This window comes from Anabaena sp. CS-542/02, assembly GCF_028331085.1.
Classification (GTDB): Bacteria; Cyanobacteriota; Cyanobacteriia; order Cyanobacteriales; family Nostocaceae; genus Anabaenopsis; species Anabaenopsis arnoldii.
Map to the genome: position 1 here is coordinate 1 of NZ_JAQMTM010000078.1, position 15,160 is coordinate 15,160.

General features: G+C 40.9%; 16 protein-coding genes and 2 pseudogenes. 13 read left to right on the forward strand and 5 right to left on the reverse strand.

Going from position 1 to position 15,160, the window contains the following annotated elements:
* Positions 1 to 105 precede the first annotated feature (105 nt).
* Both PN447_RS08850 and PN447_RS08855 read left to right on the forward strand, forming a co-directional pair.
* Positions 106 to 957 (forward strand): Uma2 family endonuclease, encoded by an 852-nt coding sequence (locus PN447_RS08850; RefSeq protein WP_271762425.1) that lies wholly within the window; start codon positions 106 to 108, stop codon positions 955 to 957.
* Between the two features lie 86 nt (positions 958 to 1,043).
* Entirely contained in the window at positions 1,044 to 1,490 is a 447-nt protein-coding gene (locus PN447_RS08855; protein ID WP_271762427.1) for a DUF29 domain-containing protein, read from the forward strand.
* 215 nt (positions 1,491 to 1,705) lie between these two features.
* On the opposite strand, the gene PN447_RS08860 is transcribed toward PN447_RS08855, so the two are convergent.
* On the reverse strand, positions 1,706 to 2,509 hold the full coding sequence (locus tag PN447_RS08860) for a Uma2 family endonuclease (RefSeq protein WP_271762429.1): 804 nt from the start codon (positions 2,507 to 2,509) through the stop codon (positions 1,706 to 1,708).
* A gap of 260 nt (positions 2,510 to 2,769) precedes the next feature.
* Between PN447_RS08860 and PN447_RS08865 the strand changes: the two are divergent.
* From PN447_RS08865 to PN447_RS08890, 7 genes and pseudogenes are all read left to right on the forward strand, one after another.
* Positions 2,770 to 2,968: pseudogene (locus PN447_RS08865) on the forward strand (IS200/IS605 family transposase); the annotation flags it as partial.
* Positions 2,969 to 3,025: 57 nt separating this feature from the next.
* Positions 3,026 to 3,667 carry a methyltransferase domain-containing protein gene (locus PN447_RS08870; protein WP_271762431.1) on the forward strand — a complete coding sequence of 214 codons (642 nt, stop codon included), beginning with the start codon at positions 3,026 to 3,028 and terminating at the stop codon, positions 3,665 to 3,667.
* Between the two features lie 34 nt (positions 3,668 to 3,701).
* Positions 3,702 to 4,100 (forward strand): acyltransferase family protein, encoded by a 399-nt coding sequence (locus PN447_RS08875; protein WP_271762433.1) that lies wholly within the window; start codon positions 3,702 to 3,704, stop codon positions 4,098 to 4,100.
* A gap of 178 nt (positions 4,101 to 4,278) precedes the next feature.
* Entirely contained in the window at positions 4,279 to 5,052 is a 774-nt protein-coding gene (locus PN447_RS08880) for a glycosyltransferase family 2 protein (protein ID WP_271762434.1), read from the forward strand.
* A gap of 327 nt (positions 5,053 to 5,379) precedes the next feature.
* Positions 5,380 to 5,567, forward strand: a pseudogene (locus tag PN447_RS18710) (transposase); the annotation flags it as partial.
* 371 nt (positions 5,568 to 5,938) lie between these two features.
* Positions 5,939 to 6,679 carry a Uma2 family endonuclease gene (locus PN447_RS08885; RefSeq protein WP_271762436.1) on the forward strand — a complete coding sequence of 247 codons (741 nt, stop codon included), beginning with the start codon at positions 5,939 to 5,941 and terminating at the stop codon, positions 6,677 to 6,679.
* Between the two features lie 86 nt (positions 6,680 to 6,765).
* The gene (locus PN447_RS08890; RefSeq protein WP_271734297.1) at positions 6,766 to 7,311 is read left to right on the forward strand and encodes a WcaF family extracellular polysaccharide biosynthesis acetyltransferase; all 546 of its coding nucleotides are present in this window, start codon (positions 6,766 to 6,768) and stop codon (positions 7,309 to 7,311) included.
* Positions 7,312 to 7,374: 63 nt separating this feature from the next.
* Here the strand turns inward: PN447_RS08890 and PN447_RS08895 are convergent, their stop codons facing one another.
* Together PN447_RS08895 and gatA are read right to left on the reverse strand one after the other, a co-directional pair.
* Positions 7,375 to 8,271, reverse strand: coding sequence for an alpha/beta hydrolase (locus tag PN447_RS08895; protein WP_271762437.1), 897 nt, complete (start codon positions 8,269 to 8,271; stop codon positions 7,375 to 7,377).
* A 106-nt stretch (positions 8,272 to 8,377) separates the two neighbouring features.
* Positions 8,378 to 9,832, reverse strand: coding sequence for an Asp-tRNA(Asn)/Glu-tRNA(Gln) amidotransferase subunit GatA (gene gatA / locus PN447_RS08900; RefSeq protein ID WP_271762438.1), 1,455 nt, complete (start codon positions 9,830 to 9,832; stop codon positions 8,378 to 8,380).
* A gap of 336 nt (positions 9,833 to 10,168) precedes the next feature.
* On the opposite strand from gatA, the gene PN447_RS08905 reads away from it, so the two are divergent.
* The 3 genes from PN447_RS08905 (at position 10,169) to PN447_RS08915 (ending at position 12,953) form a co-directional block, all read left to right on the forward strand.
* Complete coding sequence (locus PN447_RS08905; protein WP_271762439.1) at positions 10,169 to 10,993, forward strand: SDR family oxidoreductase; 825 nt, start codon at positions 10,169 to 10,171, stop codon at positions 10,991 to 10,993.
* A 255-nt stretch (positions 10,994 to 11,248) separates the two neighbouring features.
* Positions 11,249 to 11,932 carry a PHP domain-containing protein gene (locus tag PN447_RS08910; RefSeq protein WP_271762440.1) on the forward strand — a complete coding sequence of 228 codons (684 nt, stop codon included), beginning with the start codon at positions 11,249 to 11,251 and terminating at the stop codon, positions 11,930 to 11,932.
* Positions 11,933 to 12,089: 157 nt separating this feature from the next.
* Positions 12,090 to 12,953 (forward strand): DUF5895 domain-containing protein, encoded by an 864-nt coding sequence (locus PN447_RS08915; RefSeq protein WP_271762442.1) that lies wholly within the window; start codon positions 12,090 to 12,092, stop codon positions 12,951 to 12,953.
* A 90-nt stretch (positions 12,954 to 13,043) separates the two neighbouring features.
* Here PN447_RS08915 and mltA read toward each other — a convergent pair whose 3' ends face one another.
* Both mltA and PN447_RS08925 read right to left on the reverse strand, forming a co-directional pair.
* A complete protein-coding gene (gene mltA, locus PN447_RS08920) occupies positions 13,044 to 14,264 on the reverse strand; it encodes a murein transglycosylase A (protein ID WP_271762444.1) in 1,221 nt (406 codons plus the stop codon).
* 225 nt (positions 14,265 to 14,489) lie between these two features.
* Positions 14,490 to 14,669, reverse strand: coding sequence for a hypothetical protein (locus PN447_RS08925; protein ID WP_271734305.1), 180 nt, complete (start codon positions 14,667 to 14,669; stop codon positions 14,490 to 14,492).
* Between the two features lie 374 nt (positions 14,670 to 15,043).
* On the opposite strand from PN447_RS08925, the gene PN447_RS18625 reads away from it, so the two are divergent.
* Positions 15,044 to 15,160 (forward strand): MerR family DNA-binding transcriptional regulator (locus tag PN447_RS18625; protein ID WP_334311092.1); only part of this gene is annotated, 117 nt, incomplete at its 3' end.

The following is a 15,160-nucleotide window of genomic DNA, read 5'->3' on the forward strand; positions in this document are numbered from 1 at the left end:
ACAGTCAACAGTCAACAGTCAACAGTCAACAGTCAACAGTCAACAGTCAACAGTCAACAGTCAACAGTCAACAGTCAACAGTCAACAGTCAGGAGAGCATGAGTCATGTCTCAAAGTGAAGCACCTCCGCAAAAAACAATGCCCACCATGTATGATTTACCCAGTGAGGATATTGATGAATTAGACTCCACAATTCATCCTCGCCCACCATGGGAAACCATGCCCACAATGTATGATTTACCTAGTGAAGATCCAGAGGAGCCAGGGTTGCCAGACGAATTTCATGACTTTCAACCGCAATTATTACGGGAAACCTGTCAATCTCCTATCTACCCCCAGGAGGAAATGTTCATTGGTACAGATTTAAACTTATACTATGATGGTCGTCATTATTCATGGTATAAAAGACCGGATTGGTTTTTAGTCTTAGGTGTGGCTGCTTCCAAAAAACAAGAAGATATGCGGTTGAGTTATGTAGTTTGGCAGGAAGTATTAGTTCCATTTTTAATAGTAGAATTATTATCACCAGGTACAGAAGCAGAAGACTTAGGACAAACATCAAGAAGCGCGAATAAACCACCGACAAAATGGGAAGCTTATGAACAGTATTTGCGATCGCCCTATTATGTGATTTTTGATAGGTATGAAAATAAATTACGAGTATTCCAATTAGTTGGTACAAAATATCAAGCCGTAGAACTTGCAGAACCAAAATTTTGGTTTTCTGAATTAAAATTAGGAGTAGGAGTTTGGCCAGGCAAATATCAAGATACAGAAGGTTTGTGGCTACGTTGGTATAATGAAAATGGTGATTGGATTCCTACTTTTGCTGAAAGAGCAGAACAGGAAACACAACGCGCAGAACAAGAGAAACAACGCGCAGAACAGGAAAAACAACGCGCAGACAAACTAGCTGAAAAGTTGCGGGCTTTGGGTGTAAATTTAGATGAAATTTAAAGAAAATTAACCGAAAAAAGCATTTCTGCTTGGCGATCGCATTCGTCAAAAAATTATAATAGAGTAAACAATACTTAGGTGCTTTCATGAACACCATTAATGCTCTTTACGAACAAGATTATTTCCTTTGGCTGGAAGAAACCTATAAATTACTAGAAAATAATCGCATTGAGGAATTAGATTTTTTACATTTAAAGGAGGAAATTCTCAGTTTGGGTAATGAACAAAGGCGGAAAGTTGACAGTTACCTGCGTCAATTGCTCATTCACTTATTGTTGTATAAGTATTGGAAATCTGAAAAAGAATACTGTGCTAAAGGTTGGCAAAATGAAATTGATAACTTTCGATTTGAGCTTGAGTTATTGTTAAAGTCTAAAACGTTGTATAACTATTTCTTGCAAGAAATTGAAGAAATTTATGTTAAAGCCAGAAGACAGGCTATCAAAAAAAGTGAATTACCTGCTCATCTTTTTCCTGAAAGTTGTCCGTTTTCTGCCGATGATATACTTGATCCAGAATTTCTTCCTGATTAAAATTAGTAATGTCCCTGTGAAATTTCTATAATAATGCTTCTCAAAAATGGGCGATCGCACCCGAATGAATCATGTATCAAAGTGAAGCACCTCCGCAAAAAAACCTACCCCTGTGATGGCAGGGGGAAGCCTTGAATTTCAATGGTTTTATCTTCTGTTTATGTCCTAACCACCTTGGCGGTTGCTATACCTGTTGAAAATTTATAAAACAGCCTCTAAAGTTGCTCAGGATTTATCCCCATTGTCTGTAATTTTGCCAGCAATTCCTCCCTTTGTTGGCGCTCATGTGCCAGTAACAATTCCGCAGCCTCTGCTCTTTGCTGTGCTTGTTGGGCTTCTTGCTGGGCTTGTTGAGCTTCTTGCTGCGCTTGTTGAGCTAATTCACGGGCTGTAGGTAGTAGAACCCCATCTAAAGTTGCCCAACGCACCCAGACGGCATTAGCTCCCCCAAATTCTCCCGCCCAATGCACTAGGGCTAAACCTAATTTTTGACTGATGAGCCTGTTTTGCTCATCGGGGATGATTGGTTCATATCCATGATCCCTGATGATGAAACCAGCAAATTCATTGGGATTAAAAGGATCATACCAAAAGTATTCTGGTACTCTCAGCCTGTTTTGGTATATTTCTTTTTTGTCTGTCTTGTCTCTCGAAGCAGTGCTAGAGGATAGCAATTCTACTACCACATCGGGACCTTTACCCTCTTCCCAAGTTACCCAGCATTTGCGCTCTCCCTTGGGAACATCCAACACAGCAAACATATCAGGACCACGAAAATCATGGTTTTTCAATTGATGGGGACTAAAGTAAACAAACATATTACCCCCTACAAAGGCATCTTTATCCCCCAGCCAAGCAGCTAGGGGATCAACTAGTAAGTCCATTTGCAGTTTATGGCGATAGGTTTCCATGGGGATGCCGTCATCATACAGTAATTCATCCTGGGTGGGGGGATTAACAAAATCTGGGGTTGAATCTGGTGTCGATTGATCTAAGTTTAGCAATGTCGATTCAGTCATATTTCCTCCGATTGAATCCCGATGCTTACTAATTTAACTAAGTTTAACTAACATTGATTTGGTTTGGGTTGTCTTGCACAGCCAGCAACGGTAAACTCAAGTCATGACTAAATTCAACCTTAGTTATCCTTACCTATTCACCAGTTCAGCCTTTGTCTTACTGCTGCCAAGATACCCCAACCTAGGGCGATCGACCCGGGGCATTTATGATAATTATACATGGGATACATGGGATGGGATCGCTGGTAAACTTACCATAAAAATTTACCTGGCAAGAAGGATATGGTATATTTTCCCTAGGTTGTCATAAATTATCCACAGCCATAGATTATGTTAATAATCAAAAAATCCATCATTATAAACGGAACCACAATTTCATTATTAGAACAAGCAACAGATTTAGACCAATTTCCACGCCAGCCCAAAACCAATCGGTTTTTAACCGAATTACACCTTTAGCTACGTAATTTATGCCGTGTATAAATTAAAAAAAAATATTTAAAGGAGAAATATTTAATGTCTAATAAACACGAATATTACTACGCCAATGCTGACAGCGGACACCATCATAAATATCTGATTAATCCTTTATTAGAAATGATCTATTCTGCTTCCCCCCCCCTCAAAAATCAACCAAAACCACGCATTTTAGATATTGGTTGTGGCAATGGGAGTTTAAGTAATTTAATCGCACAGCAAGGGTATGAAGTTATCGCCGTGGAAGAGTCTAAATCAGGTGTGCAATTAGCCCAAGAAAAATTTCCTGATTGTCGTTTTATCCAGGGAAGTATATATGATTTACCCTATACAGAAATAGGAGGGGAATTTGATATTATTATTTCCTGCGAGGTAATTGAGCATTTATTTGACCCTAAAGCTTTAGTTACGAATAATAAACAACTACTCAAACCCAATGGGCGGTTAATTTTGACTACACCCTATCATGGTTATTTGAAAAATTTAGCCCTGGCTATCTCTGGAAAAATGGATAAACACTTCACTGCTCTTTGGGATGGTGGACATATCAAGTTTTTTTCTGTCGTAACAATGAAAACTTTGCTGATTTCAGAGGGATATGAAGATATAAAATTTAAATTTGCTGGAAGAATACCGTATTTTTGGAAATCCATGTTATGTTCTGCCAGATTGATTAAATGATGAATAATTTGCATTAATATCATACAGAAATAAAATGAATAATAAAGAATATATCTATTCTATAGATCATCATCTTTTAGATGCACTCAAGGGATTAACTATTATCTGGATTTGTTGGTATCACATAGATAAACTTATGATACCAGCAATTAATGCTACTTTTAGCATTCATACTTTAGCAAGGTTTGGTTATCTAGGGGTGACTACTTTTATTATTTTGAGTGGATTTGGCTTAACACTCTCTATAAAAAAGAACACATTTTCTAACTACAATAAATTTCCCTGGAAAGAATTCTTCTTGAGGAGAGTCGCCAGAATATATCCTTTATATGTATTTAGTCATTTTATTTTCTTGATTGCTGGGGCAATTATGGGAAAATATGAGGATATGCCATTTAATATAGGATTTATACTCAGTATAACAGGGTTATGAGAGCAAATTCACATAGTACTAGGTAATAAATTACCTTTACAAAAGCTTAATTCGGTTAAAAACCGACTAAAAGTTGCTACTTAAACTCAGCGAATAACACTTAAAAACTTTAAAACAGCGATCGCCCGCCACTTATCCTTGATAATTATACTTGGGAGAGCTTAAATTTACCCCAACTATGCTAGAACAAATTACCCCCCTCATCCTCACCTACAACGAAGCCCCCAACATCGATCGCACCTTAGAAAAACTCACCTGGGCAAAAACAATTATTGTCATTGATAGTTACAGCACAGATCAAACCTTAGAAATACTCTCAAATTATCCCCAAATCACCGTATTTAAACGCAAATTTGATACCCACGCTACTCAATGGAACTATGGCTTAGAGCAAGTTAAATCAGAATGGGTTTTATCTCTGGATGCTGATTATATCTTAACCGATGAACTAATTAGGGAGATTAAAGATTTACCTCTAGATAATACCATTGACGGCTACTTTGCCAGATTTAAATATTGTGTATTTGGTAAACCTTTAAGAGGTACCATACTCCCACCCCGTGAGGTACTCTTTCGCAAAGACAAAACAATATATATTGATGATGGTCACACACAACTACTAAAAAATCGAGGTAACTCTAGTCAACTAATAGGATACATTCACCACGACGATCGCAAACCATTAAATCGCTGGTTATGGGCGCAACAACGTTACATGGTGATTGAGTCCAAAAAACTCCTAGAAACCCCCAATCATGAACTCAGTTTAGGCGATCGCCTGCGTAAGCTAAAAATCATCGCCCCATTAATTATACTAGTGTACTGCCTGATTGTCAAAGGAGGCATTTTAGATGGTAAATATGGTTTATATTACGCATTGCAGCGAGTATTGGCAGAAATTTTGCTCAGTATAAATTTAATAGAAGCTAGTTTCAATGAAAGGGGTAAATAATCAATTCTGCGTAACAATTAAAGGTTGACTGTTGACTGGTGACTGTTGACTGTTGACCGTCCTTGTGCATTGGCATTGGTGATCCAAAATTTGATCAATTAATGACTCTATTCTTAATAGACAATGAACTTTATCTGGGTAAAACGCAAAAATTGTAAAGTTTTATTGCAGGATTCAACACTTCTGCCACACACCCAAGCCATAGTTGATAGTTATCCACACGGGGGACCGGGGAATGAATTCCCCGTCTCAAAGCTCAAGTCGGTTAAAAACCGACTAGGAAGAGGAAGATGGTTGAGGATTTTTGTGTGATTTGTCAATTTAATTATGGTTTTATGGCGTTTATATTATCATATTATTGGGGCGACTAAAGAAGGTAAAACCTTAATTACTCTTGCTATAGAAAATGCGCTGCATATGGTTATTTAATTGCTCATGCTGATCATCTAGTTTGTATTATTCATGCTATCAGTGGAATTGAAAACCATATTTATTTTGTCATTTCCATTCTCCCTTAATTGTCTCTTGTAGAATACAATTTCATTATAAGAACAAGCAACCGATTTACCGCCACCTCCACTCCAACCCAAAACACCATAATCACCAAACACAAAACCAGTCGGTTTTTAACAGAACCACAATTGCATTATTAGCAAAATAAACCGATTTACCGCCACCTCCACTCCAACCCAAAACACCATAATCACCAAACACAAAACCAGTCGGTTTTTAACCGACTTTAGCTTTTAGACAGGGAATTTATTCCCTGGCTCCCGTGTGGATAACTATCTATCGATTATACCTAATGTGTGGATAACTACTAAACATACTTAATGTGTAGATAACCATCTGTGATACAATACATCAACAGCCATTGCTTAAAACCATGACGGTTACACAACACCATCCCTTACACAGGTTACCCCCTGTGAGATGGGAAAAACTACCTGCGGATTTTCCCCTACCAGACGAACCAGTGGAAAGTAATCTCCAACCCCTCCTGGCTGCGGCTTTGCGAGAATCCTTAGAACTGGCTGGATTAATCTTAGAATCCATGCTCATTGCTTCCAATTTTGGGCTATGCGCCACCGTGGGCGACAAAACCATCGTCAAAGCCCCCGACAGGGTTTATATACCTGTAGCTCATCCCCTCCCAGATGGGGAAGTCCGCCGCAGTTATACCCCCCACGCCGAAGGAGAACCCCCCGCCATTGTGATGGAATTTATCTCCGCTACAGAGGGGGGAGAATATTCTATTAATCCCCATTATCCCTATGGTAAATGGTATTTTTATGAACAAATTTTAAAAGTCCCTGTATATGTGATCTTCCATCCTCAAACCGGAACCTTAGATGTTTATCATTTAACAGACGGTAAATACCAGCAACAATCCCCCGATGAACAGGGAAGATTTTACTTGGTAGCATTAAACCTGTTTTTGGGTGTATGGAGAGGGAAAAAAGCAGAGATAGTCAGCTTTTGGTTGCGCTGGTGGGATGAATCCGGTAATTTACTCCCCTGGGGAACTGAATTAGTAGCACAAGAACGTCAAAGGGCTGAACAAGCGGAAGAAAAAGCCGCTAAATTAGCCGCCAGACTGCAAGAAATGGGGATTAATCCCGAATAAATTTAAGGCGCGGAAATACCTCCTATTGTGGATGGTCTCAAGTCCTACCAGAACCAGCTTTAACTCTCAATTTCCTTATTCCAAGCATGCGATTAGATAACTACACCCTCGGTAACTATACCCCCGGTGCTCCCTATTGGCAACAACTGTGCTGGTACTTCCTCGGTTCACCTCTATTTGAAAGTTCTTGGTTACCCATTTCATCGGTCAAAGTGCAGATACTCCGCATTTTTGGAGCTACTATTGGTCAAGGTGTACGCCTAAAACCAAAAGTGCGGGTAAAATTTCCTTGGCGGTTAACTGTCGGTGATTATGTCTGGATTGGTGAAAATGCTTGGATAGATAACCTAGCTCATGTGACTATAGAAAGTCATGCTTGCATATCTCAAGATGTCTATCTTTGCACAGGTAATCATGACTGGAATCACCCTGATTTTGAATTAAAAATTGCCCCAATTTATATTGAGGAAAGTAGTTGGATTGCTGCTAAGTCAATAATTGGCCCTGGGGTGACTGTCGGTAAAGGTGCTGTATTAACTCTGGGTGGAGTAGCTGTTAAATCATTAGCATCAATGACTATTTATGCAGGAAATCCCGCACAAGCCATTAAGCCCAGAAAGTTATATTATTAAGGCTTGACGCGAAATGCTCAAGTATTTTTATCTACCAGCACCCAATATATATAATATTACCACCTAATTGACTGATTGATGCTCACTATTAGTCAAAATCCTCCCACCTTTCACCCCTTGCACAAAAGACATCACCCATTGTAGATATTCCTCACCAGCAACAATCGCCGTATTATCATGCTCCGCACTGGGGACTAACAGCAGCTTTTTCGGTTCGGGAGCAGCGTGATAAAGCTTTTGGCTCATGAAAGATGGTACACTTGTATCAGCCATGCCATGGATAAATAACACCGGTATTTTTAACTGGGGTACTTTGTTGATGGATTCAAAGCGCTGGGTTAAAATTAAGTTGACCGGGAACATCCAAAATAAATTCCTGTAATCCACCATATCCCGGATAGAGGTAAAGGAACTCTCCACAATCAAACCCGCTGCTTGTGGCTGTTTGAGTCCCAAATCAATGGAGATCGCACCCCCCAGAGAATGCCCATAAATAAATATTTTACCTGGTACAATCTGCTTCTCATTTACCAAGTAATTCCACGCAACAGATGCATCTTCATAAACCCGCTTTTCGTTAGGAAAATCACCTCCGCTCAGACCATACCCCCGATAATCAATCAGCAGCACAGAAAAACCCAGTTGATGCAACCTACGAGCATGACCAACATTAGCGCCAACATTGATGGCGTTACCATGGAGATACAGCAACACATTAGGGTTTGGTTCCGGGGATGGAATCCACCAACCATGAATCAGTTCTGTCTTACCATTCCTACCTTTAACAGGTAACCAGACATCCTCATAGGGGAGGTTAAAAATCTCCGGTGTTCTTTCAATTACACCAGAAGGAAAGAAAATTAACCGAGTCTGTCTGACAAACAGAAATAGACAGATGGCAAAGTAGGCAATGATAACAATTATTTCTACTGACAGTAGTAGCTTGAAACTCAATTGCATTGAAAATTGCCGTTTGTTAAGATATATATATTTTAATTTATATTTTAACAAATATCCTTGCGAGCTACCCCACCCTGAATATAGTCCATAGGGTGGGGTTTTGCACCTAGAGTTGAGGCTGATTTACTAGCCAATTAGTGGATCGCTCATAAGCATAAGCCACTTGAAATAGTTGCTCTTCTCCGAGTACCCGGCCAATCAGCTGCAACCCAATGGGTAATCCCTGGTCATCAAAACCACAAGGTACACTTAAACCCGGTAAACCTGCAAGATTGACAGGGATAGTCATCAAGTCATTTAAATACATACTTAGGGGGTCGCTAATTTTCTCCCCTGCTTTAAATGCTGTGGTGGGAGCAGTTGGACAAACTAACACATCAACCTGCTCAAAAGCATTTTCAAAGTCTTGTTTAATCAAAGTTCTGACTTTTTGCGCCTTCAGATAGTATGCATCATAGTAGCCAGCAGACAAAGCATAAGTACCAATCATAATCCGCCGTTTCACTTCTTGACCAAAACCAGTGGAACGGGTGCGAGTATACATAGATAGCAGATTATCTGCATCTTCAGCCCGGAAGCCATACTTTACACCATCGTAGCGAGCCAGATTAGCGGATGCTTCCGAGGGAGCAATAATATAGTAGCTAGGTACGCCATAGCGGAAGTTGGGACAGGAAATCATCGAAATCTCCGCCCCCAAACTCTTTAGTTGCTCTATGGCTTGACTGACCGCCTTTTCTACCACAGCATCTAAACCATCAGCCATGGTTTCTTTAATCACCCCTATTCGCAGCTTTCGGGCTTGGAAATCTGGTGTTAAATTGGCGGTGTAGTTGGGAATTTCCACTTTCAGACTAGTAGAGTCTTTGGGATCGTAACCTGCGATCGCATTCAATACAATAGCAGTATCTTCTACCGTCCGTCCCAAGGGACCCACCTGATCCAAAGAAGAGGCGTAAGCTATCACACCATAGCGAGACACCAGCCCATAAGTTGGTTTTATCCCCACCACACCACAAAAAGATGCTGGTTGGCGGATAGAACCACCCGTATCAGTACCTAGAGCCGCAACACATTCATCAGCTGCTACCGCTGCCGCCGAACCCCCAGAAGAACCACCTGGAACCCTTGATAAATCCCAAGGATTATTAGTAAGTTGGTAGGCGGAGTTCTCAGTAGAACTACCCATACCAAACTCATCTAAATTCGTTTTACCAATCAGTACCGCACCCGCATCAATCAGTTTTTGTGTCACTGTTGATTCATAAGGCGGGACAAAATTTTCTAAAATTCGAGAAGCGCAAGTAGTGGGAACCCCCTGGGTACACAAATTATCCTTAATTCCTATGGGAATACCAGCTAGGAGTCCTATTTCTTCCCCAGCGGCGATTTTCGCATCCACAGCAAGAGCCTGCTCTAACGCCTTTTCTGTGGTGACGTGCAAGAAACTGTGTAATTTCGGTTCTAATGCTTGAATACGCTCTAAGGCTTTTTGGGTAATTTCAACAGCAGAAAATTCTTTTTTAATTAACTGTTCGTGCAACTCGCGGATGGATGCCATGATTGCTCTCTTTGTGACTCAAGTCATTGATTTTAGTACATTTTCCAGGTTAATGGGTATTGGGTAGGAACAAGTAGGAAAGCTCTGCAGTCTGGGTTGAGTGAATACCAGGAAAATTTAGCTGGTTTTCCGGAATTGTCCCCGCTGTGGTGGTAAAGAGGAATATTATAACTATTTATACAGAAATTCTCTACACTGTCGGGGAAAATATCTTTAACTGCCTTAATGAACACCCCCGGTTATTTTAACCGGTTTTTTTTTGCGATCGCTTTCTCCAGGCAGAAACATCGTGCCAAAATATTAATTAAATTAGATAAACACCTTTAACATCAGTTTATGACTTCTCTTGCAGCCTCAGTTAACGATTTAGTACTAGTTGCTGGTGCTACTGGTGGCGTGGGTCAACTGGTCACCGCGTACTTGCTGCAAAAGGGTATGAAGGTTCGTCTTCTCACCCGCAACGCAGCCCAAGCCACAAAAATGTTTAATCAACAAGTAGAAATTGCTGTGGGTGATATCCGTGATCTAACCACCCTCACCCCAGCTATGGAAGATATTAACTACATTATCTGTTGTACTGGCACAACTGCTTTCCCCTCCCAGAGATGGGAATTTGACCCCCAACCTAACTTACTAGAATGGGGAAGGATATTGATTGATAGTGAATATAGAAATACAAGAGCCAAAAATCACCCAGTTAAAGTAGATGCTCAAGGAGTGAGCAACTTAGTATCAGCAGCACCACCCCATCTCAAACGCTTCGTGTTCGTCTCTTCTGTGGGAGTTGATCGTAAAGACCAACCACCTTTTAATATTCTCAATGCCTTTGGCGTACTTGATGCCAAGCAGCAAGCAGAGCAAGCCATCATCACATCTGGATTACCTTATACTATTATCCGTCCCGGACGCCTGATTGATGGCCCCTATACATCCTATGACCTTAACACCTTACTCAAAGCTAAGACCGGAGGTAAACAAGGGGTAGTAGTTGAGACTGGTGACAACTTAACAGGAGATGCTAGCCGTATTGACGTAGCTGCTGCTTGTGTAGAATCTATTTTTTACCCAGATGCAGCCAACCAAGCCTTTAGTTTAGTTAACAAAGGCACACGACCATATGTAATTAACTGGGAAACAATTTTCGCCCAACTCAGTCAATAGTTAGCTCTATGTAAAGATGTACAACATTTCATCTACTATTATCTCAGTACTTAAATAAATTAGTAATTAGTATCACATTTATTAATATGAGTAATTGGAAATACTCATGACCATGAGCATTTAGATTTGCTAAGGTAGTCTTAACATATTGAAAAATTGAGCTAGTAAAGCTAAAAAAAATAACTACTCACAGTTTCAAGTGCTGGCGGTGTTGTTTATCTATCAACAATCAAGTATTTTCATTGATAAAAGCTTATGGTTGTAAATTTTGCTAGGACATCTACTAGTGCAAATATTCTCAGGCAAGTCTTCCAAGGTGTTGATGCCTACAGCTGTCCCCAGTTATTCAATTTTCATATGCACACTGTCCACTCAGATGGAAGGTTGCAACCAACTACATTGATAGAACAGGCCATCACTATTGGACTAGAAGGATTGGCAATTACAGATCACCATAGTATAGATGGGTATTATGTAGCACAATCATATTTAGAAAAAATCCGGGAATATAGCCGTGAAAATACTCCTTATCTCTGGAGTGGGGTAGAAATTAATGCTAACCTTCTGGATGTAGAAGTTCACATTTTGGCTTACGCCTTTGAGCCAGAACATCCTAGTATGAAACCCTATGTGCAGAAAAAACCGGCTGTAGGCTTAGAATATCAAGCAGACAAGATAATTGAATCCATCCACGCGGCTGGAGGATTGGCAGTTTTAGCCCATCCAGCTCGTTATAAGCGATCGCATACTGAATTAATTCCAGCTGCGGCTGCACGGGGAATTGACGGCGTGGAAACTTTTTACGCTTACAACAACCCCAAACCTTGGAAAACCAGTCCTGTGGAAACACAACAGGTACAACACTTAGCGGCTGAATATCAGCTCTTGAATACCTGTGGTACTGATACCCACGGATTAAATCTGCTACAACGGCTGTAAATATGTCCTTTGAGCACAAATCTATGTTTAATTTCAGGAGAATATTGGTTGAAATCGCTACTGGGAATAAAAATTAACACCCTGTATCAGCACCAGTTTACTCCTTCCCCATACTGTTAAACTGAGGGGAGCAAAACACTTTTGATAGTCTAAAACGATGCAAGCATCTGCTAATTTTGACTTTGAGGACGATAGATTTAACGCCCCTCCTTCTCAAATCATCCCCTGGTGTCAGATGATTAATCCTCGCCATAGTATGGATGGTATGCAGCCCCATGGATTGGCAATTAAATTAGATAATGCTACAGCTGTAGGCTTTCAGCCCGATGAAAATTGGCAACAGGTAGAGCATGAGTTTAGCTCTGGAGTAGAAACAGTTTTTATCAGCAATGCTCCCAGATTAGTTATAGTCCGCCGGGGACCTTTATCTGTTAAAGACCGGGAAACTGGTCATAAACTTGGTACTCTTAAAGAAAATTATGACGCTTTCTTAGCAGACAAGCTTAAATTTAAAACCTTTACTCGCCACCTCATTTACTTGGTAGGGGAAAATAAAAAGTTCCTCCACGAATCTCCATTACAATTAACTCTCAGCGGTGTAGCGGGAGCAAGTTTCAGCAAAAGTTACTGCGAATTTCAGCAAGGAAGAGTCATCGGTGGATTCATAGCTGAATTGGAAAGGGCTTATGCTGTATATCGCCAGCAACCTTTATCAGCAAAAGGTCCATTATTTCACGCCCATGGGATTTTTTGCCCTATCATTGAGTGTGAAGAAAGAGGGATTGAACCCAATACTGTCATGGTGGCTTCAACGGTGGACTACAAGCATCCCACAGTGGGAACATTAACTCAATACCTGATTGCTTCCGATTCTCCTGAGTCAGCAATGATCTGCAAGACCTTTGAAGAACACAAAGAGTTTGGTAAGGAATCTATTAAAGTAGAAGCACCCAAAATGGCAGCAGTTGGGATTTCTAGTTCTTATCTTTACGCAGATGAAGATGATTATCCACCATATTAGAAACTGAGGAGTACACGGCCGGATTAATGGGGACTGGAGGAAAGATGATAACTTTCTCATCATCAGCGGCCAATCCCCAATTCCCCCTCCCTACCTTTTCAGGAGTAAGTAATATAGTGAACCGTTCCCACCTGTAACACCAGCGCGATCGCCCGCTACTTGACCAGACCCCATGAAATAATCTACCCTTCCTGGTCCTCTAATGGCGCTCCCTGTATCCTGATCCAAGACGAAGCGGTTCACAGTGCGATATTCCATCTGGCCATTGCTACCCACATATGGAAGTGAAGTATGAATCAGTGCTAATGCCCCCGCAGGCATGAGAGACTTATCTGTAGCAATAGAACGCTCCGCTGTAACTGGGACATTAATACTACCAGTAGCTGGTCTACCAGGGTTTTCTTGGAAAAAGACAAATCTTTCCCAGCGGGGTAGATAATTATTCATTTCCTGGGGGTAATTGCGGAAAAAGTTAATTATACCTGGCATACTCAATTGATTTGCCGCCAACTTGCCATCTTTAGACAATTGGCCACCGATACTTGTCCAGGGATAATCTGTTCCCCCCGCAAAGCCTACAGATGTTCTGGTACCCTCATCAGTTAACTCAATTTGGGCAGAACCTTGGATATGTACCATGTATGCTTCCCAGCGATCGCGGAACCAGAGTATTTCTAACCCGCGTAACCGGCTTGTTTCCCCTAGTAAACCATCCTCACCTTCCAAATCAACTCGTTTCGGGTGAGGTTGAGGCCATTGATCAAAATCTGGTGGTCTGCGATATAAAGGATACCTATATTCTCCAGTTCTTACCCGGCTAGCATAATAAACAGGTTCATAATAAGCGGTAAATTTAACAGTACCCCGGCCATCATTGCCCACAGAACGGTAAAAGTCAAACTCTCTACGGACAGCAACTTGTAGTTCAGCAGTGGATTTAGAACTGACCAATAGCTGGCGGAAACGAATCAAACTCCGACGTACCCGATCATGGGTTATTCCCCGAACCGGATAGTTTTGATAGGCCGCTATAGCACTCCTTTTCTCCAGATAACTCAAACTATGATCAATCGCAGTCAACAAAGCCGGGCGATCTCCCAAGGGTAAACTAGGATTACCCCCTGGAAAAAGTTGCTCATCCCAACCCAACCAACCAACCCTTGGGGTGCTGTCCCTGTTTACGGGTAAGAGTTTTAGTGGCGGTTGTACCCGAGACGGTGTGGAAACCTGAGCCGCAGATGACCACAACATACTACTTACACAGACAATTCCCCAACTCAAGGAAACCAAAGCAAGACTTTTTTTAATCATCGCAAAATCTCCCAGACCTCGGTAACAGGGGATTCTAAATAGAAAATCCCATCATGGGAAACCGTGAGTACACGGGAGCCAAAACAGCTTTTCGACATAATTCTCTCTTAACTACCTTCACTCTAGACGGGCTGAATTTTTAGCAGTTCCCCGAAAATTCCAGCAAAAAAATAGCATAATTGCCATTCTCACGCCAAAGGTAGGACACCCAGCGATGATTTTCCCCTAATGCTGTTGAGGCCCCTTAGCATCACATTCTTTATTCAAGCAACGCTCTAAAAGTCCAATGCGCCACCTATAGGCAAAACGACGGGGATTCAGTTCTAATTGATAATTACGACTAAATAATGGTTGATTCAAATATTGCCAAAAAGGAAATTTAATCTTGTTGTGTGGTGCAGACATAGGAGCAAATAATATAAAAGCGTTGTAGTAGAGTGGTTAACGGGTTGTGTGAGAACTACTGGATAGTCATTTCCTAGCTTAAGATGACATGATACATATTCAATTGTCTTGGTGGCAATTGCGGAATCTTAGCTCAATATTTATGTCAGATTTGTTAGACTGGCCATGAGTCCAAAAGTTCCAGGTTCAAAATACTCTTGTAGTTCTAGATACCCTATGGGCAGCAAACTAGAAAAGTTTTTGCTAAATGTCAGAGCAATTAAGCGAATATCTAACTATACAAGAAGACTCCCGCCAAACTTGAGAGGTCAGCCAATAGCTAGTTATTTACTAACAATAGAATTACATACGCTCATAAATGCTAATATAGTGGTATGGCTTATGTACCACTACGAGAAGCAGTTAAACAACTGGGATTGCACCCAAACACTTTAAGAAAATACGCAGACAATGGCAAGATTGAAAGCATCAAAAACGAAGCAGGACAAAGA

Coding starts and splice junctions, on each gene's coding strand:
- PN447_RS08850 (WP_271762425.1), top strand. CDS start 106: ATGTCTCAAAGTGAAGCACCTCCGCAAAAAACAATGCCCACCATGTAT.
- PN447_RS08855 (WP_271762427.1), top strand. CDS start 1,044: ATGAACACCATTAATGCTCTTTACGAACAAGATTATTTCCTTTGGCTG.
- PN447_RS08860 (WP_271762429.1), bottom strand. CDS start 2,509: ATGACTGAATCGACATTGCTAAACTTAGATCAATCGACACCAGATTCA.
- PN447_RS08870 (WP_271762431.1), top strand. CDS start 3,026: ATGTCTAATAAACACGAATATTACTACGCCAATGCTGACAGCGGACAC.
- PN447_RS08875 (WP_271762433.1), top strand. CDS start 3,702: ATGAATAATAAAGAATATATCTATTCTATAGATCATCATCTTTTAGAT.
- PN447_RS08880 (WP_271762434.1), top strand. CDS start 4,279: ATGCTAGAACAAATTACCCCCCTCATCCTCACCTACAACGAAGCCCCC.
- PN447_RS08885 (WP_271762436.1), top strand. CDS start 5,939: ATGACGGTTACACAACACCATCCCTTACACAGGTTACCCCCTGTGAGA.
- PN447_RS08890 (WP_271734297.1), top strand. CDS start 6,766: ATGCGATTAGATAACTACACCCTCGGTAACTATACCCCCGGTGCTCCC.
- PN447_RS08895 (WP_271762437.1), bottom strand. CDS start 8,271: ATGCAATTGAGTTTCAAGCTACTACTGTCAGTAGAAATAATTGTTATC.
- gatA (WP_271762438.1), bottom strand. CDS start 9,832: ATGGCATCCATCCGCGAGTTGCACGAACAGTTAATTAAAAAAGAATTT.
- PN447_RS08905 (WP_271762439.1), top strand. CDS start 10,169: ATGACTTCTCTTGCAGCCTCAGTTAACGATTTAGTACTAGTTGCTGGT.
- PN447_RS08910 (WP_271762440.1), top strand. CDS start 11,249: ATGGTTGTAAATTTTGCTAGGACATCTACTAGTGCAAATATTCTCAGG.
- PN447_RS08915 (WP_271762442.1), top strand. CDS start 12,090: ATGCAAGCATCTGCTAATTTTGACTTTGAGGACGATAGATTTAACGCC.
- mltA (WP_271762444.1), bottom strand. CDS start 14,264: ATGATTAAAAAAAGTCTTGCTTTGGTTTCCTTGAGTTGGGGAATTGTC.
- PN447_RS08925 (WP_271734305.1), bottom strand. CDS start 14,669: ATGTCTGCACCACACAACAAGATTAAATTTCCTTTTTGGCAATATTTG.